We start from the raw sequence: 15,331 nt of genomic DNA on the forward strand, positions 1-15,331 counted from the left end.
GCTAACCGTAAGGAAGCCGCGGGCGGCGCCTAGTACAATCTGGCGCAGGCCCGCACCGCCATGTGCGCCGTGCGGCCTTTCCCTGCAAGCCATGCCCAACGTCCTTCCCGAGCTGCCGCCATGCGTATCCTGCTGATCGAGGACGACCGCCAGATTGCCAGCGGCGTCGAAGCCGGCCTGTCCCGCGCCGGCCACCAGGTACGCGTCGTCCACGACGGCGTCTATGCCACCGAACACCTGCTGCGCGAGCAGCACGACCTGGTCATCCTCGACCTGGGCCTGCCCGGCATCGACGGCATGACCCTGCTGGCGCGCTATCGCGCCCGTAACCGCACCACCCCGGTCATCATCCTGACCGCGCGCGACGAGCTGGAAGACAAGCTTTCGGGCCTGAATGCCGGCGCCGACGACTACCTGATCAAACCCTTCGCCCTGCCCGAGCTGGAAGCGCGCGTGCGCGTACTGCTGCGCCGCAGCCAGCATGGCGAGGCCACGCCCGAGCGCGACGTGCGCCTCGGCCGCCTGCGCCTGTCCGGCAACGACCGCCGCATGTTTATCGACGCCCGCCCGCTGGAGCTGTCGCCGCGCGAGTTCGCGGTACTGGAGCTGCTGCTGCAGCGCCAGGGCCGCGTGGTCAGCAAGGCCCAGCTGCAGGACCACCTGGCCACCTTCGCCCACCCGGCCGGCGAGGGCGGCGATACCGTCGGCGACACCGCGATCGAGGTCTACGTGCACCGCGTGCGCAAGAAGCTCGAGGACAGCGACGTCGAGATCGTCACCGTGCGCGGCTTCGGCTACCTGCTGCAGATCCGCGCCGGACAATGAAACCGCTCCGGCCGCCGCGGTTATCCGCCCCGCGGCCCTGTCCTTTGGCCTAGCCGGCAATGTGGCCTCGCTCCCGCACCTCCTCCCGGGTTTCCTGGCGCACGGCCTCCCGCATCGCGACGCGGAACGTGCCCCCATCTCCCGCTGCGGCTGATGCCGCGGGAGTCAACCCTGCGCCCGCGGCGACGCGCCAGGCCTCCCGCCCCGGCTCCAACATCAGCCTGCGCGTGCACCTGCTGCGCGCGCTGGCCACGCCGCTGTTCGCGCTGGTGCTGACCAGCGGTTCGCTGTCGTACTGGCTGGCGGCGCACTACACCACGCAGGTGTTCGACCGCGCGCTCTATGGCGTCGCCAACAACATCGCCCAGCAGATCCGCATCGCCGGACCGCGGCTGGAGCAGGACATCCCGATGATCGCGCAGACGCTGGTCGAGGCCGAGGGCACCGACCGCATCTACTGGCGCATCCACGGCCCCGACGGGCTGATCGGCGGCATGGATACCTGGCTGGGCTACGGCACCGGCCAGACCACGCTGCACGACGCGCGGCTGTTTTATGCGTGGTTCAGCGGCCGCCAGGTGCGCGCGGTGCGGCTGCCGGTGATGCTGCCCAGCGCCGCGGTCGATGAACTCGGCACCAGCGAGGCCGGCAAGCCCGCGCGCGGGCCGATCGTGGTGGAAGTGGCCGAACTGCTGGACCGGCGCGAGACCGCCGCCAACGAGATCCTGCTGTCGGTGTCGGTGCCGCTGATCCTGCTGCTGCTGGTCGGCAGCCTGATCCTGTCGCACGTGCTCAAGGAGGAACTGGTGCCACTGCAGATCCTGGCCGACAAGCTCAACCGGCAGACCGCGCGCTCGCTCGCCGCACTGGATGAAACCCAGGTCCCGGCCGAAGTGGCGCCGCTGATCCGCGGCCTCAACGCGTTGCTGGCGCGGCTGCGCGACGCGCTCGACGCGCAGCGCAAGTTCATTGCCGATGCGGCGCACCAGTTGCGCACGCCGCTGACCGCGGTCAAGCTGCATGCCGATCGGGCACAGGCCGCCGATTCACTGGAAGTGGCCCGCCATGCGCTGCGCGAGGTGCAGACCGCGGCCGACCGCGCGGTGCGCCTGTCCAACCAGCTGCTGTCGCTGGCGCGGGCCGAGCCCGGGCTGTCGCTGGAACGGCTGGGGCCGGTGGAACACTTCGACCTGGCCGAGCTGGCCTTTGAAACCGGCGCCGAGTGGGTGCCGCAGGCGCTGGCGCGCCGCATCGACCTGGGCTTCGAGATCCTGCCCGGCCCCACCTTCACCGGCGGCGCCCCGGCCGTGGTGCGGGGCAACCGGCTGCTGATGCGCGAAGCGCTGTCCAACCTGATCGACAATGCGGTGAAATACGTACCCGCCGGCGGTCGCATCACGGTGCGCGCCGGCGGCGAGACCATGGGTCACCGCGGCATGGCGGTGGTGATGGTGGAAGACAACGGGCCCGGCATCCCGCCGCAGCGGCGCGAGGAAGTGTTCAAGCGCTTTTTCCGCGGCGACCGCGCGCCGGAGCCGGGCGGCGGCCGCGCCGTCCAGGCGGGCGGGGCCGGCCTGGGTCTGGCCATCGTGCATGAGATCGTGACCCTGCACCACGGTACGATCCGCATCGAGGACGTGCCGCCACTTCCGCCCGGGACCGCGCCCGCAGCGTCCACCGACAGCCCGCCGGAGCGGCGCGCGGTGATGCGCTTTGTCATCCGGATTCCCTGCGAGCCGGCAGGGGCGGCAGCCTGAACCGCCGCGCGGGCAACGGCCTTACTTGGCCTTCTTCTTCTTTTCCTTCGGCGCCAGCATGGTGCCGCGGCATTGCGGGCTGCCGCAGCGGCACTCGAATTCCTTCTTCAGCTTGGCGGTATAACGGGCATCGATCACCAGGCCGTAGTCATAGAACAGTTCCTCGCCCTGGGCAATGTCGCGCAGCGCGTGGATGAAGACGCGGCCCTTCTTCTCGCGCGCCTCGCAGTTGGGCTCGCAGGCGTGGTTGATCCAGCGCGCGCGGTTGCCGCCGTACTTGGCGTCGATGACGCTGCCGTCGTCCAGGCTGAAATAGAAGGTGTGGTTGGGATCGCTGGGATCGTGCGGATGGCGCTCCAGCGCCTTCTTCCAGGAAATGTGCTCGCCCTTGTACTCGATCACGCGCTCGCCCTCGGCAATCGGGGCGATGGCATAGACGCCCTTGCCGTGTACGCCTGACTGACGCACCTCGATCCGGTCGCTCGCCGTCTTTTTGCTGCCCGCTTCCGCTGCCTTGCGCTTTGCCTTGTCCGCCATTTGCCTTTCCGTGCTCTCGCCTGTTGTGCCTGGTTGGCCGGTGCTGGCCTCCCGGCGCGATCGGGGATGATACCGGGGCTGCCGCGACACGTATACGTGGCAACAGTCTCGCCCGGGCTCAGGCAGTCCGAGTCAAGCCCTGAGGACGTATACCCACGCCGCCGAGCCGCGCCCCAGCCGTATACGCCCCTCCTGTTTACCACCCGGCATGTGGATAACCGCGCTCCGATCTGTGGACAAGCATGCGGATTGGGTGTGGGCTGCCTGGGGCTCGCATGGGGATGCCTCGGGCATAAGTCGGAGCAGGTCAGCGGACGACCTCATCCATAGGGCTGAGTCTTCCACCTCGGCCAACATTGGATGCGACCACTTCTCGTTTACGTAAACCGTTGAAGACAATGATGTTTACCGGGTTTTCCACAGCGGATGCGGGTGTTTACCTACTACTACTATCTGTATACATGAAAGAAAAAGGTAAACCGAAAGAACAACCCCCGGCCCGAGGCACCAACCAAAAGGCGGCAGGCGTAAACATCGGGTTTGCGAGAGACTTTGAGTTTTGCCCGTTCGGGTATACGGGCGAGATAAGCGAGGGCGGGAGCTAGGCGCGCACGTATACGCGTAAGGCAGCAAGGCTGAGGTAAGGAGCGCGGTCAGCCCATGCACGCCTCGAATAACGAGAGATCAGTCGCCCCGGAGTCACCCTCAGCGCCACATGCACGATAGTGCAGTTCGCCTATGGCAAGCCCTATCGGCTTCCAGGCGGCTTGGGCGCAGCAGAGCCCCAATGCCTCTCGGAACGCTTCTGAGGCTGCCAGCGGCCTTCTGATGGCTTTCTGGCGGGGGTATACGCAGCCGGGGTGCACAGTGGCATGCAGCGGTTTGCGAGCCCCTCTCCACTGCCTACACCGCGATCCCGCGCACGGAGCACACCTTCCCGACGGCGCCAATTTGCCGCCAGCCCCGCGCTGGCGCGGCCTCGCGGAAACTGCCAGGTAACAATCTGTTCCCGGTGCGCCTTGTCCGACACGGTATCATGTGGCCCGCGGCGTCTTTGCCGGAGCGGTGCCAGCCTGGCCGCCCGGCATGCGGACGCCTGTGTTTTATCAACTCGATACGGAGTGAAGCATGACGAAAACCGAACTGATCGACGCTATCGCAGCCGGGGTGGACGGTCTGACCAAGGCCAAGGCGGAACAGGCACTGAACGTGACCCTGTCGGCCATCATGGACGCCGTGGCCAAGGGTGACACGCTGAGCCTCATCGGCTTTGGCACGTTCAGCAAGGGCGAGCGTGGCGAGCGCATGGCGCGCAACCCGCGTACTGGTGAAGAAATCAAGGTCGAAGCCGCCAAGACCGTGAAGTTCAAGGCTGGCCAGAAGTTCAAGGACGCTGTCAACCAGTGATCCTGACGGGCTGCACTGCAGAGCCCGGCATTGCCTGACCCCGCCATGCCGCCGCCCCGGCGCCCGAGGGCGCAGGCGCGCGCCATGCGGGGGACGTTATCCACAGTCGTGATCTGACTCTTCTGCAGTATCCGCCGCATCACCCGCCCAGCGCCGGAGCGATTGCGCGCGAAGTCTTCCAACAGGCGTCCAGCCTTGGCCAGCACTGGCCATGCCGGGCGCCGTGCCATGTGGGGCCAACATGTTTGCCCGTTCGCAGCGCCACAAATCTCCACAGCGTTATGCACAGCGCTTTCCACAGCCGATTCCACAGCGTTCTCCACAGGCGCTTGCGCCGTTGCGCGCCGCCTGCGCGGCCGCGGCGCTGGCGCTGCTGAGTGCCTGCGCCACGGTCAGCGAGCCGGCCCGGCCGCAGGCACGGGCACTGCCCGACACCGAGCGGCCGCTGACGCGCCCGGGCGCCACGGCGCGCGAGCGCATCGTCGAGATCGCCACGCAGGAATGGGTGCGCTGGGGCAGCCAGGTGGTACGGCTGGGCCGCGACGACACCGCTTGCGTGACCTACAGCCCGGTGCCGGCACCGGAGCTTCCGCCTGAGTTGCCGCTGGCATCCTCCACGGACAACGGGGCGCCCGCGGTGGCCACCACCGATACGGAATCGAAGACCAACGGCAACCCGCCGCCCGCCCCCAGCTGCCTGTCTTTTCCGGACGGCACCGGCATGGAGGCCACGCCGCTGGGTTGCACGCTGGCCCGCCGCTACTGGGGCATCGTCGGCGAGGCGCCCAGTTGCAGGCAGGTGACGCAGGGTGCCTGGGCCTGGTCGGCGGTCTTTGTGTCATGGGTGTTGCGCAAGGCGGGGCTGGACGAGCGCCAGTTCCTGACCGGCCAGTCGCACTCGATGTACGTGGTCGATGCCCGCGACGGCATCCTGCCCCATCCCGCCTTCCGCATCGAGCCCGTTCCCGCGATGCCTCGCCCCGGCGACATCATCTGCGCCGGCCGTGGCCGTGACCGCTATCTCGAGGACATCGCCGAAATCGGCTTCGGCACCACGCCGATGCATTGCGACATCGTGGTCGCGGTGGATCCGGCAGCGCGCGTGGTGCGCGCCATTGGCGGCAACGTCCAGCAATCGGTATCGATGGAAGAGATCGAGCTGGGCGATTCGGGCCGGCTCGACGGTGTCACCAACTCGCACATGCCATGGCTGCTGGTGATGCGCAACGAACTGCAGTAGACATTGTTATTGATGCGAATTATCAGTGTGTCATGTTTGAGATTAGCCTGATAAATCGCGCGAATGATTCCGGGTTCAGTCGAACAGCTCAAGCTGCGCGGTATCCCGGTCACTCGTGCCCACCCCGACTCCAAGCAGCCGCACCGGCAAGCCTCGACGCCCATGGCCCTCTGCCAGCAGCCGCGCATAGACGCTGCGATCCGGGGCATGGCCGCGGCATTCGACCGTGGTCTGGCGGAAGTCCGAGAAGCGCAGCTTTACCGTCAGCTTGTCGATGGTGTCATGCGCCTGGGCGCGCGCGATGCGCGCCTCGAGCATGGCGATCAGCGGTTCCAGCTCGGCCAGGCAGGCCGGCAGGTCGGGCAGGTCGTCGGCATAGGTCTCTTCCACGCTGATCGACTTGCGCTCGCGCTCGGGCGTGACCGCGCGCTCGTCCACGCCGCGGCACAGCTTGTACAGCCGCGCCCCGAACACGCCGAACTCGCGATGCAGGCGGTCGGCAGACCACGGCCGCAGGTCACCGCAAGTCTCGGCGCCCAGCCGGCGCAGCTTGGCTGCGGTGACCTTGCCGACGCCATGGATGCGTTCCACCGGCAGCGCGGCGACAAAGGCGTCGACGGCCGCCGGCCTGACCACGAACAGCCCGTCGGGCTTGTTCCAGTCACTGGCAATCTTGGCGACGAACTTGCTGGGACCGACCCCGGCCGACACCGTCACCCCCACTTCTTCACGCACGCGCTGGCGGATCTCCTCGGCAATGCGGGTGGCGCTGCCGGCATGGCGCGTGCACAGGCTGACATCGAGGTAGGCCTCGTCCAGCGACAGCGGCTCCACCAGCGCGGTGTATTCGCGGTAGATCGCAAAGATGCGGCGCGAGACCTCGCGGTACTTGTCCATCGCCGGGCGCACGATCAGCAGGTCGGGGCAGCGCTTGAGCGCCTGGGCCGACGCCATCGCCGAGCGCACGCCGAAGGCGCGCGCCTCGTAGTTGCAAGTGGCGATTACCCCGCGCCGGTCGGGCGCGCCGCCCACCGCCATTGGCCGGCCCCGCAGCGACGGGTCGTCGCGCATCTCGACCGAGGCGTAGAAGCAGTCGCAGTCGCAATGGATGATCTTGCGCTGGACCGCGGGACTGGCATCAGGCGGGGCGGACATGGGGACCGGGCTCGGAATTGGCTTTGTCTAGTTATCCGTCGGATGAATAATGACGATCAATTTTCAGGTCGTTTCATTGATCGATTGGATGCCAGCGGGCTTCTGCCGCGTATTCATCCACAACCCTTCGGCCGCATACAAGGCCAGCGACAGCCAGATCAGCGCGTAGCCGGCCTGCTTCTGCGCTGGGAACGGCTCATGCCACAGCCACACCCCCAGCAGCAGTTGCAGCGTCGGCCCGGTGTACTGCAGCAGACCCAGCAGTGACAGCGGAATGCGCCGCGCGCCGGCCGCAAAGAACAGCAGCGGCACCGCCGTCACCGGCCCGGCCAGCAACAGCAGCCACTGCGTACCCGGCGCTGCGTGGGTAAAACTGTCCTGGCCGGTGGCGAACAGCCAGCCCAGCGCGGCGGCGGCCAGCGGGAACAGCAGCAGCGTTTCCAGCGACAGCCCTTCCAGCGCGCCCAGCGCACCGGTCTTGCGCAGCAGCCCGTAACCGCCAAAGCTGGCGGCCAGGCCCAGCGCAATCCATGGCAACTGCCCCGCCGCCACCGTCAGCCAGGCCACGCCCGCCGCGGCCACCGCGATCGCCAGCCATTGCACCCGGCGCAGGCGCTCATGCAGGAACACCACGCCCAGCAGCACGCTGAACAGCGGGTTGATGAAATAACCGAGGCTGGCATCGACCACGCGGTTCGCCGACACCGCCCAGATATACAGGAACCAGTTCGCGCACAGCAGCGCCGCGCTGGCGGCAAACGACAGCAACAGGCGCCGGTCCCGCGCCACTTGGCCGAGCCACCCCCATTGGCGCCGCCAAGCCAGGATCAGCCCCAGGAATACCAGCGACCACACCATCCGGTGCAGCAGGATCTCCACCGGCGCGATGTGAGGGAGCGACTTGATGTAGAGCGGGAGCAGCCCCCAGATGATGTACGCCAGCAGCGCGTAGAGAATGCCGAGTTGCATAGGGTTTTCCGATCGATGCCGGCGATTCTACCGGGGCCGCGCCCTCCCCGCCGGCGCGCGCCGCGCGCGCCCGCCGCCAACAAAAAAACCCCATGCTCCGGCGGGACCATGGGGTTTGCTGAGGGCCCGGTTGCCCGGGCGCCACGCGGCTTACAGCTTGCGCGCGAAGCTGAACTGGGCGAAGCCCTGCTCGGCCACGTTGAACCACGCCGCCTGGTTGTTGCGGAACACGCGCCAGTCGTCGTAGATCTTCTTGAACGACGGGTTCTTCGCGGTTTCGTCGGCGTAGGATTCCTGGGTCGCCTTGAAGCAAGCCTCCATGATCTCCTTGGAGAACGGACGCAGCTTGACACCGTTTTCCAGCAGGCGTGCCAGCGCCTGCGGGTTGACCGTGTCGTACTTGGCCATCATGGTGGTGTGCGCCTCGATGGTGGCGGTTTCCAGCGCGCGCTTGTACAGCGCGGGCAGCTTCTCGAACTCGCTGGCCGAGGCGTAGAACGACAGCTGCGCGCTGCCTTCCCACCAGCCCGGGTAGTAGTAGTACGGGGCCACCTTGTAGAAGCCCAGCTTTTCGTCGTCGTACGGGCCCACCCACTCGGCCGCATCGATGGTGCCTTTTTCCAGCGCGGGGTAGATGTCGCCGCCGGCGATTTGCTGCGGCACCACGCCCAGGCGCGACAGCACCACGCCGGCAAACCCGGCGATGCGGTACTTCAGGCCCTGCAGGTCGGCCACGGTCTTGATTTCCTTGCGGAACCAGCCGCCCATCTGCGCGTTGGTGTTGCCGCCCAGGAAGTTGACGACGTTGTATTCCTTGAAGAACTCGCGCATCAGCTTCATGCCGTTGCCCTGCAGCATCCAGGCGTTCTGCTGGCGCGCGGTCAGGCCGAACGGCACGGTGGTGTCGAAGCAAAGTGTCGGGTTCTTGCCGAAGTAGTAGTAGCCGGCGGTGTGGCCGATCTGCACGGTGTTGTTCTGCACCGCGTCCAGCACCTGCAGGCCCGGCACGATTTCACCGGCGGCAAAGACCTTGATATTGAACTTGCCGTCGGTCAGCTCACGCACCCGGGTCGACAGCGTCTCGGCGCCGCCGAAGATGGTGTCGAGCGACTTGGGGAAGCTCGAGGCCAGGCGCCATTCCACGGCGGGGTTGCTGCCCACCACGGCCGGCGCGGCCGGGCCGCTGGCGGCGGCAGGCGCGGCCTTTTCTTCACCCTTGCCGCACGCGGCCAGTGCCCCGGTGGCAGCCACGGCCGACGCTTTCAACAGAAAGGAACGACGTTCCATCTCCACTTCTCCTCTTATAGATATTGATTCGGATGCGGGCGCAGGGCTTGCATGAGGCCTCGCGCCGGACCGTGACGCACTGGCCGCCGGGATACGGCGGCCCGCGCAGCGCTGTGCCTGTGGCGAACGGGCACGGCGGCGTGCCCTGCAGGCCCCACGCTGCACCGCGCGCACGGCCGAGGGCTGTCTTACCCGAAAGAGTAGGGTAGGGACGAAGGTCATTACTGACCTGTCCCCCCCTAGGAACCGTACGTGCGAGTTTCCCCGCATACGGCTCGAGTCTCAACTAAATGCCCCTTCGGACACCGGCTTCACAACAGTTCTACCTTGGTGATGCACTTGCTTGTGACAGTTCGGATGCAGCAGCACTCGATTCCCTAGCGCATCGGAGCCCCCGCGTATGCGAGGTTCGATGTGATGATCTTCCCATCCTGTTTCCTTGGTTATCTTGCACTGACACACTGCGCACAAGCCTTGCTGGGATAGATACAGCTTGATCCACTGCTTCCGGTGCGCCATGTTTTCCAACATACGCTCCTGTCGCAGCTTCTCGCCGTACCGTTCCTGCGTTGGATCGAAAGGATTGTAATCCCCCCGAATCTTCTTGTGCCGCCGGATAGGCGTACCCGCGAGCGAGTACAACTCCGTCCAACCTACACTGCCGTTGCCGCTCACGAACTTGGTTCCAAACACCCAGTTTCGTTCGCCGACGGTCGCAAAGTATTTCCTACGCACCCATTCGACGGACTTATGTGGATGTCGCCGCTTTGCCCACCGTCGTAGAGCATTAAAGATTTCATGCTCCACACGGGCGAACACCGCTTTCGCCACCACCGGACTGTGATACTGCGCCCAGCCCCGTAGCATCGGGTTTAACAGTCGAATTAAGACCGACTGCTCCACCGTCTTGTTGGTGCTGATAACCGCCTTTACCTTGCGATAGAACGCTTGCGCGTTTTTCTTGCTTGGCTTTATGAGCAGTGTTCCCGAGTACTTCCGGAAATTCCACCCTAGGAAGTCAAAGCCGTCAGTGATGCTGACGATCCGCGTTTTCTCCGTCGACAGCGACAGCCCCCGTACTGCAAGGAACTGTTCTACCCACGGCTTCACTTCGTTCTCTAGGACCTCCGGCGTATCACCGGTGATGACGAAGTCGTCCGCGTAACGCACAACGTTCACTTTGAGCCTTTTCGTCTTGGTCGCTCCCAACTTCGTTCCGAGGAACTTGGTCAGTTGTGTTTCCAAGCCGTTCAGCGCCACATTTGCCAGAGTCGGGGAAATGATGCCTCCCTGCGGTGTTCCGGCTTCGGTCGCCTGAAACTGACCCTGAAATACCACGCCAGCCTTCAACCACTTCCGAAGGATTGCTTTGTCCATCGGGACATTGCGCTCCAGCCAGTCGTGACTGATATGGTCAAAGCATCCTTTTATGTCAGCTTCCAGCACCCATTGAGCCGAGGCCTTCTGGGATAAGGAAACAAACAGCTGGGACATGGCATCCGCGGTGGATCGGTTGGTCCTGAACCCATAGGAGTTCGGATCGCTCGTTCCTTCGGACACCGGTTCCAGTGCCAGCAAATACAGCGCTTGCATGGCTCGGTCCAACATGGTTGGAATGCCCAGAGGGCGCTCCTTCCCATTGGCCTTGGGGATGAAAACCCTCCGTAATGGCAAAGGTCTGTACCCCCGGCGCTTCAACCTCCCAATGGCTTCCCACCGGGCTTCAGGCGTTGTCCACTTTTCGCGATCGACGCCTGCCGTTCGCTTACCTTGGTTCATCGTCACTCGTCGTACCGCCAGTGCTTTGGCGGAGAACGAGCGGGTCAGAGACCGTTGCAGGGCTTTCACCCTACGCCAGTCCCCTTCCTGTGTCGCCTTCGCAATTCGAATCTGCATTTCTCGAACGTTCCGCTCCACGCGGCGCCAATTAATGGCGCCCCAGGTTTGCGGCACGCCGGAGAGCGCAGATTCATCCTTGCGGATCAATGCTTCCATGCTGCTCTCCAATCTTGAGGATCTCCCCCAACATCAAGAGACAGCACGCCCCTTGAGGGACGTGTTGCCCCTCAAGGGAAGAAAAATTTAAACAAGCGAGATCAGTCAGCCGTCCTGCGACGATTGACCAGTTGGAAGTCTGCCCGCTTTCGCGTGGGATGATGTCTCAACCCCTATCCGGACCATTACAGCCCGGCATTCGCTTTTTCCAACCTCCCATACCCGCACAGCCAACAGCGTTCCTTGCGGTTCGCCTGCCTGAGCCAAACTGCGCTCCGGCAGCCATACGGGCTTACCACGTTCCCTGCGCATTACACGACTGGGTTAGGGTCTGCCTTTCCGCCGGTGGTCATCGTGGCGACGTGTCCCAAGGCTTGAGTAGGACAACCGACCACACACCTTTTGGTTAATGCCTAGCAGCAGCTTTGGCATCTCAATCGTTACGACGTTTATCAGCAGTTCACTTACGTTACCCATACCAGTCAGCCTAGCGCCTCAACCCCGTTGCTGCTCGGAGCCTCCACCATCCTGTCTCGCGACCTGATGGCACCCTTTCGGGGGCTACATTGTCAGGAGAGCTTCACACCCCACCGTTACCAGTGACGCATGTCTCCCTAGGCTACTGCTAGTCGCATAGCAGGTTCTCTATCGTGTAACCCTTTCGGGCATATCCGACCGAACCATAATGCACAGAGCTACCGCTCCGGGACCTCACTTACCTACCACTGTGCTCCTATGCAAGCGAGCGCCTGACGGCATCGGTCGCTCTTGCGAGCGCTGGCTGCCGTCCCAAAGAACGTAGCGCCGTTCTATCCAGAACGGTTTGAATGCTATGTTGCGGCGATACAACGGAATCTCCGCTGTTTGGCCGCATACACCCTCCGTTAGGGGGATGTCTACAGAGAACTCGCCCAAAGGCGAGCGTCCCCGCCCTTGGGCAATGGCTGGAAATCCATCCAGCAAAAAGCAAGCTGCAAGTCGGCCAGTGTTCCGGCTTCCTCACAACACATCGGACTCCCCTCTGGCTGTTCGGCCGGGTTCGTCTAAGCAAGTAATGGTCGAGATTGGACGGTTCAGGCCAAGGCCCTCCCCTTGTCTCGACAAAGGTCGATGCTCCTTACGTTGGAGCTACCCGGACACGAGAATGCGTGTCGCACCAAGCCAGCCGATTATAGCGGTGGCCCTTTCGCCACGGGGCCCCGCTCAAGTGCGGGTTTTCGCTAGTCGATTGCGTCATATCCGCCGTTTTTCGCATGGTGAGACGCCGCACAGTGTGATGGATTTTGTAACCCGGCTTGCGGTCAAATGGTCTCGGCTGATAAAAAACAGTCCCGATTCCGGAGCCCTGCCCGCCTGGCAGGATGGTTGCCACGCCGGAATTGCCGTACCCGTTGCCGTCCCATTGCCGTACCAATTGCCTGCTTCTGTTCGTCGACTTCCCCTGATGCCGTCCGGCTCCCGCGCTAGCGCGGGCCGGCGCGTGCCGCTGCGCCGCCTCGGCTTTGCCGTGCTGGCCGCCTGGGGACTGGTGGCGTGCGCGCAGACCGGCGATCCGGCTAGCGGCACTGCTACGCCCGCCACAGCCTTGCAGCCGCCGCGCATCGCGCCACGGCCGGGCGTGCCCGCCACGGCCACCGCGGCCGTGGCGGCGCCAGCCACGCCCGCGGCAGCGGCGAACGCTGAAGCGGCGGCATCGCCCGCTCCGGCCGCCGGCGACGACCCGCTCGCCGCGTTGATCGACGGCGCCGCAGCGCCCGCGGCAAGCGTCACCGTACCCGCCACAGCGGCAACCAGCGTCGCCGCGACCCTGCCGCCGGTCGATCCTGACTTCGTTGGTCCGCCCGAACCCCCGGCCCCGCCGCCGCCGCCGCTGGTGCTGTTTCCGCCCAAGCTTGGCGAATTCCAGGCCGAGGCGCCCCCCGCGCCGGCTCAACGCGCTGCCGCGGATGCCGGCGCGCCGTCGGACGCACCCCCGGCACTGCATTCGCAACTGCCCGCCGACGACCCGGCGGGCGAGTCCGTGTGGCGCCTGAGCTACAGCGGCCGCGCTGCGGTCGAGGAGCGCCCGGCTACCATGCGCGCCTGTCCCGGTGGGGCGCTATCCACCGGCATAGGTAGCGGGCTGGCCTGCCGCAGCACGGGCGAAGTCAAGATTCGCGAGTCAGTGCTGGACCTCGACGGCGGCGCCCAGGTGATGCTGATCGCGCAGGCGCGCGGCACGGATGCCACCACTGTCAATGGCCGCCCGGCGGCCATCGACCCCTATGCCCTGGTGCCGCAGTTTTATACGGCGGTCAGCGGGCTGGCGGTGCTGGATGGCGCCACCATGTGGGCCGGCCGGCGCGACAACGCGCCGTTCCTGATGTCGTCCGGGCTGCTGCCGCCGAATTCCACGGCGATGCGCTTCGGCGTGGACAACGCCAAGGTGATCGGCGATATCGGCCTGAACTACCAGTACACCGCGCGCGCCGACCAGAACGGCCAGAACTTGCCCAGCTACCACTCGCTGCGCACCGCGCCCATCCCCACCAATGAACAGGGCTCGGTCCAGCTCGGCTTCACGCGGGTGGAGGCCCAGCCGCTGGTAGAGGACCCGGGCGGTGCGTGGTGGGCTTCGGCGCTGCACGAGCAGAAAGGGGTGCTGTTCGGCACCAACCGGCTGGGGTTGCAGTTCGGCTCGGGATCGCGCAACGCCATGACCGGCTATACCGGCATGGGACCGGCGCTGTCGCGCACGCGCGTGGCCGACTCGATCGAATGGAAGAGTCGCTGGGGGCTGAGCGGCGCGGTGGAGCAAAGCCTGCAGTTCGACCGTTCGCCGGTCGGCACGTTGCAGTGGACCACCACGCGGCTGCGTCCGGCGTACGTCGCCAGCAGCCAGTTCCGATTGAATTTCGAGGTGTCGCACGACCAGATCTCGTCCGGCTTTGGCGTCAGCGGCCAGCGCACCGCGCTGACCGTGGCGCCTACGCTCACGCTGGGCAAGTCGGCCGGCAACGCCAACCTGCGCGCCTTCTATACCTACAGCCGTGCCAGCGACGTGGAAGGCATCGGCTACACCGCGCCGGCCGACGCATGGGGCTCGCAGGCGAGCGGCTCGATCTTCGGCGTGCAGCTCAATCGGCGCTGGTAGTTGGCCGGGTTGTTGCGGGGCTCATGGTGGAGCCTAGGGCGTGGGGCACGGCACCGGCGCCAGCCTGCACTGTCGCAGCGGGCTTGCGGCACAGCCAGTGGAACAGCAGCGTGGCGGCCAGCCCGCCGCCGATCTGTGCCAGCACGAAGCCCGGCACGTCTTGCGGCCGGATCCCGGTGAAGGTATCGGTCAACGCGCAGGCCAGCGTCAGCGCGGGATTGGCGAACGAGGTCGACGACGTGAACCAGTAGCCCGCGGTGATATAGCCGGCCACCACAAACGGCACCAACTGCGGCCGGCTGCGCAGCGTGCCGATGCCCACGCCGACCAGGCCGAAGGTTGCCACGAACTCGCTCCACCACATCGACGCGCCGGTGCGGCGCTGCGCCGACCACGCCAATGCCGGCTCGCCGAACATGGCATGCGCCGCCAGCACGCCGCAAACGCCGCACGCCAGCTGCACCAGCACATAGCGCAGCGCATCGCGCGGCGCCAGCGTGCCCTGCACCAGTGCCGACAGGCTCACCACCGGATTGAAATGCCCGCCCGAGACCGGCCCTAGCGACACGAGCAAGGCCACCAGCCCGGCGCCCGTGGCCAGCGAATTCGCCAGCAGTGCCAGCGCGGTATCGCCATCGGCGAGGCGCTCCGCACGAATGCCGGAGCCGACCACGATCGCCACCAGCAGCGCGGTGCCGAGCCCTTCCGCCACCAGGCGGCGCGCCAGCGTACTCATCGCAGCGCTGCGCCGGCGCAGCGGCGCAAAGCATGGGCGGGACCAAGGCTAGACCGCGGACTTGTGTCGGAGCCGGTGGCGGAAACGATGGGGACAGCGCGCAGCAACAAGATGGACAACGTCGCCTGAGACGACGCCTCGAACAGTGGCAGATCGTGGCCATGAGCATGGCAACGCCGCGGCGCAGCGGCTGCGCGCGCGGTCGCGACAGTGTTCCGCCGCGGCGCGGGGGCGTCAATGTGCGCTGACGATGTTGTGTGCTGACGCGGGGTTTCGAATCGGGTCGTTCC

At 65.8% G+C, this 15,331-nt stretch carries 11 protein-coding genes; 5 read left to right on the forward strand and 6 right to left on the reverse strand.

The features are described 5' to 3' along the window. The first annotated feature begins 120 nt into the window (after window positions 1-120). Window positions 121-825, forward strand: coding sequence for a response regulator transcription factor (locus tag E5S69_RS19465; RefSeq protein WP_171516271.1), 705 nt, complete (start codon window positions 121-123; stop codon window positions 823-825). 128 nt (window positions 826-953) lie between these two features. Next, window positions 954-2,582 (forward strand): sensor histidine kinase N-terminal domain-containing protein, encoded by a 1,629-nt coding sequence (locus E5S69_RS19470; RefSeq protein ID WP_423766653.1) that lies wholly within the window; start codon window positions 954-956, stop codon window positions 2,580-2,582. Window positions 2,583-2,603: 21 nt separating this feature from the next. Here the strand turns inward: E5S69_RS19470 and E5S69_RS19475 are convergent, their stop codons facing one another. Further along, a complete protein-coding gene (locus E5S69_RS19475; RefSeq protein WP_216621379.1) occupies window positions 2,604-3,119 on the reverse strand; it encodes an SET domain-containing protein in 516 nt (171 codons plus the stop codon). A 1,128-nt stretch (window positions 3,120-4,247) separates the two neighbouring features. Between E5S69_RS19475 and E5S69_RS19480 the strand changes: the two genes are divergently transcribed. Both E5S69_RS19480 and E5S69_RS19485 read left to right on the forward strand, forming a co-directional pair. Continuing rightward, on the forward strand, window positions 4,248-4,526 hold the full coding sequence (locus E5S69_RS19480) for an HU family DNA-binding protein (protein WP_012354324.1): 279 nt from the start codon (window positions 4,248-4,250) through the stop codon (window positions 4,524-4,526). Between the two features lie 241 nt (window positions 4,527-4,767). Further along, window positions 4,768-5,766 carry a DUF2272 domain-containing protein gene (locus tag E5S69_RS19485; protein ID WP_171516274.1) on the forward strand — a complete coding sequence of 333 codons (999 nt, stop codon included), beginning with the start codon at window positions 4,768-4,770 and terminating at the stop codon, window positions 5,764-5,766. A gap of 75 nt (window positions 5,767-5,841) precedes the next feature. On the opposite strand, the gene dinB is transcribed toward E5S69_RS19485, so the two are convergent. The 4 genes from dinB to ltrA all read right to left on the reverse strand — a co-directional run bounded on the left by dinB (window position 5,842) and on the right by ltrA (window position 11,172). Next, on the reverse strand, window positions 5,842-6,921 hold the full coding sequence (dinB, locus tag E5S69_RS19490; RefSeq protein ID WP_171516275.1) for a DNA polymerase IV: 1,080 nt from the start codon (window positions 6,919-6,921) through the stop codon (window positions 5,842-5,844). A 63-nt stretch (window positions 6,922-6,984) separates the two neighbouring features. Continuing rightward, complete coding sequence (rarD, locus tag E5S69_RS19495; RefSeq protein WP_171516276.1) at window positions 6,985-7,890, reverse strand: EamA family transporter RarD; 906 nt, start codon at window positions 7,888-7,890, stop codon at window positions 6,985-6,987. 150 nt (window positions 7,891-8,040) lie between these two features. After that, the gene (locus E5S69_RS19500) at window positions 8,041-9,177 is read right to left on the reverse strand and encodes a TRAP transporter substrate-binding protein (RefSeq protein ID WP_171516277.1); all 1,137 of its coding nucleotides are present in this window, start codon (window positions 9,175-9,177) and stop codon (window positions 8,041-8,043) included. A 282-nt stretch (window positions 9,178-9,459) separates the two neighbouring features. Further along, window positions 9,460-11,172 (reverse strand): group II intron reverse transcriptase/maturase, encoded by a 1,713-nt coding sequence (gene ltrA / locus E5S69_RS19505; protein WP_171516278.1) that lies wholly within the window; start codon window positions 11,170-11,172, stop codon window positions 9,460-9,462. Window positions 11,173-12,616: 1,444 nt separating this feature from the next. Here ltrA and E5S69_RS19510 point away from each other — a divergent pair. Then, window positions 12,617-14,305, forward strand: coding sequence for a carbohydrate porin (locus tag E5S69_RS19510; RefSeq protein ID WP_171516279.1), 1,689 nt, complete (start codon window positions 12,617-12,619; stop codon window positions 14,303-14,305). On the opposite strand, the gene E5S69_RS19515 is transcribed toward E5S69_RS19510, so the two are convergent. Beyond that, window positions 14,289-15,041: an aquaporin gene (locus E5S69_RS19515; RefSeq protein ID WP_171516280.1), complete on the reverse strand. Its 753-nt coding sequence runs from the start codon at window positions 15,039-15,041 to the stop codon at window positions 14,289-14,291. The genes E5S69_RS19510 and E5S69_RS19515 overlap by 17 nt on opposite strands. Window positions 15,042-15,331: the final 290 nt, after the last annotated feature.

Source organism: Cupriavidus necator, assembly GCF_013141915.1.
GTDB classification, from domain to species: domain Bacteria; phylum Pseudomonadota; class Gammaproteobacteria; order Burkholderiales; family Burkholderiaceae; genus Cupriavidus; species Cupriavidus necator_B.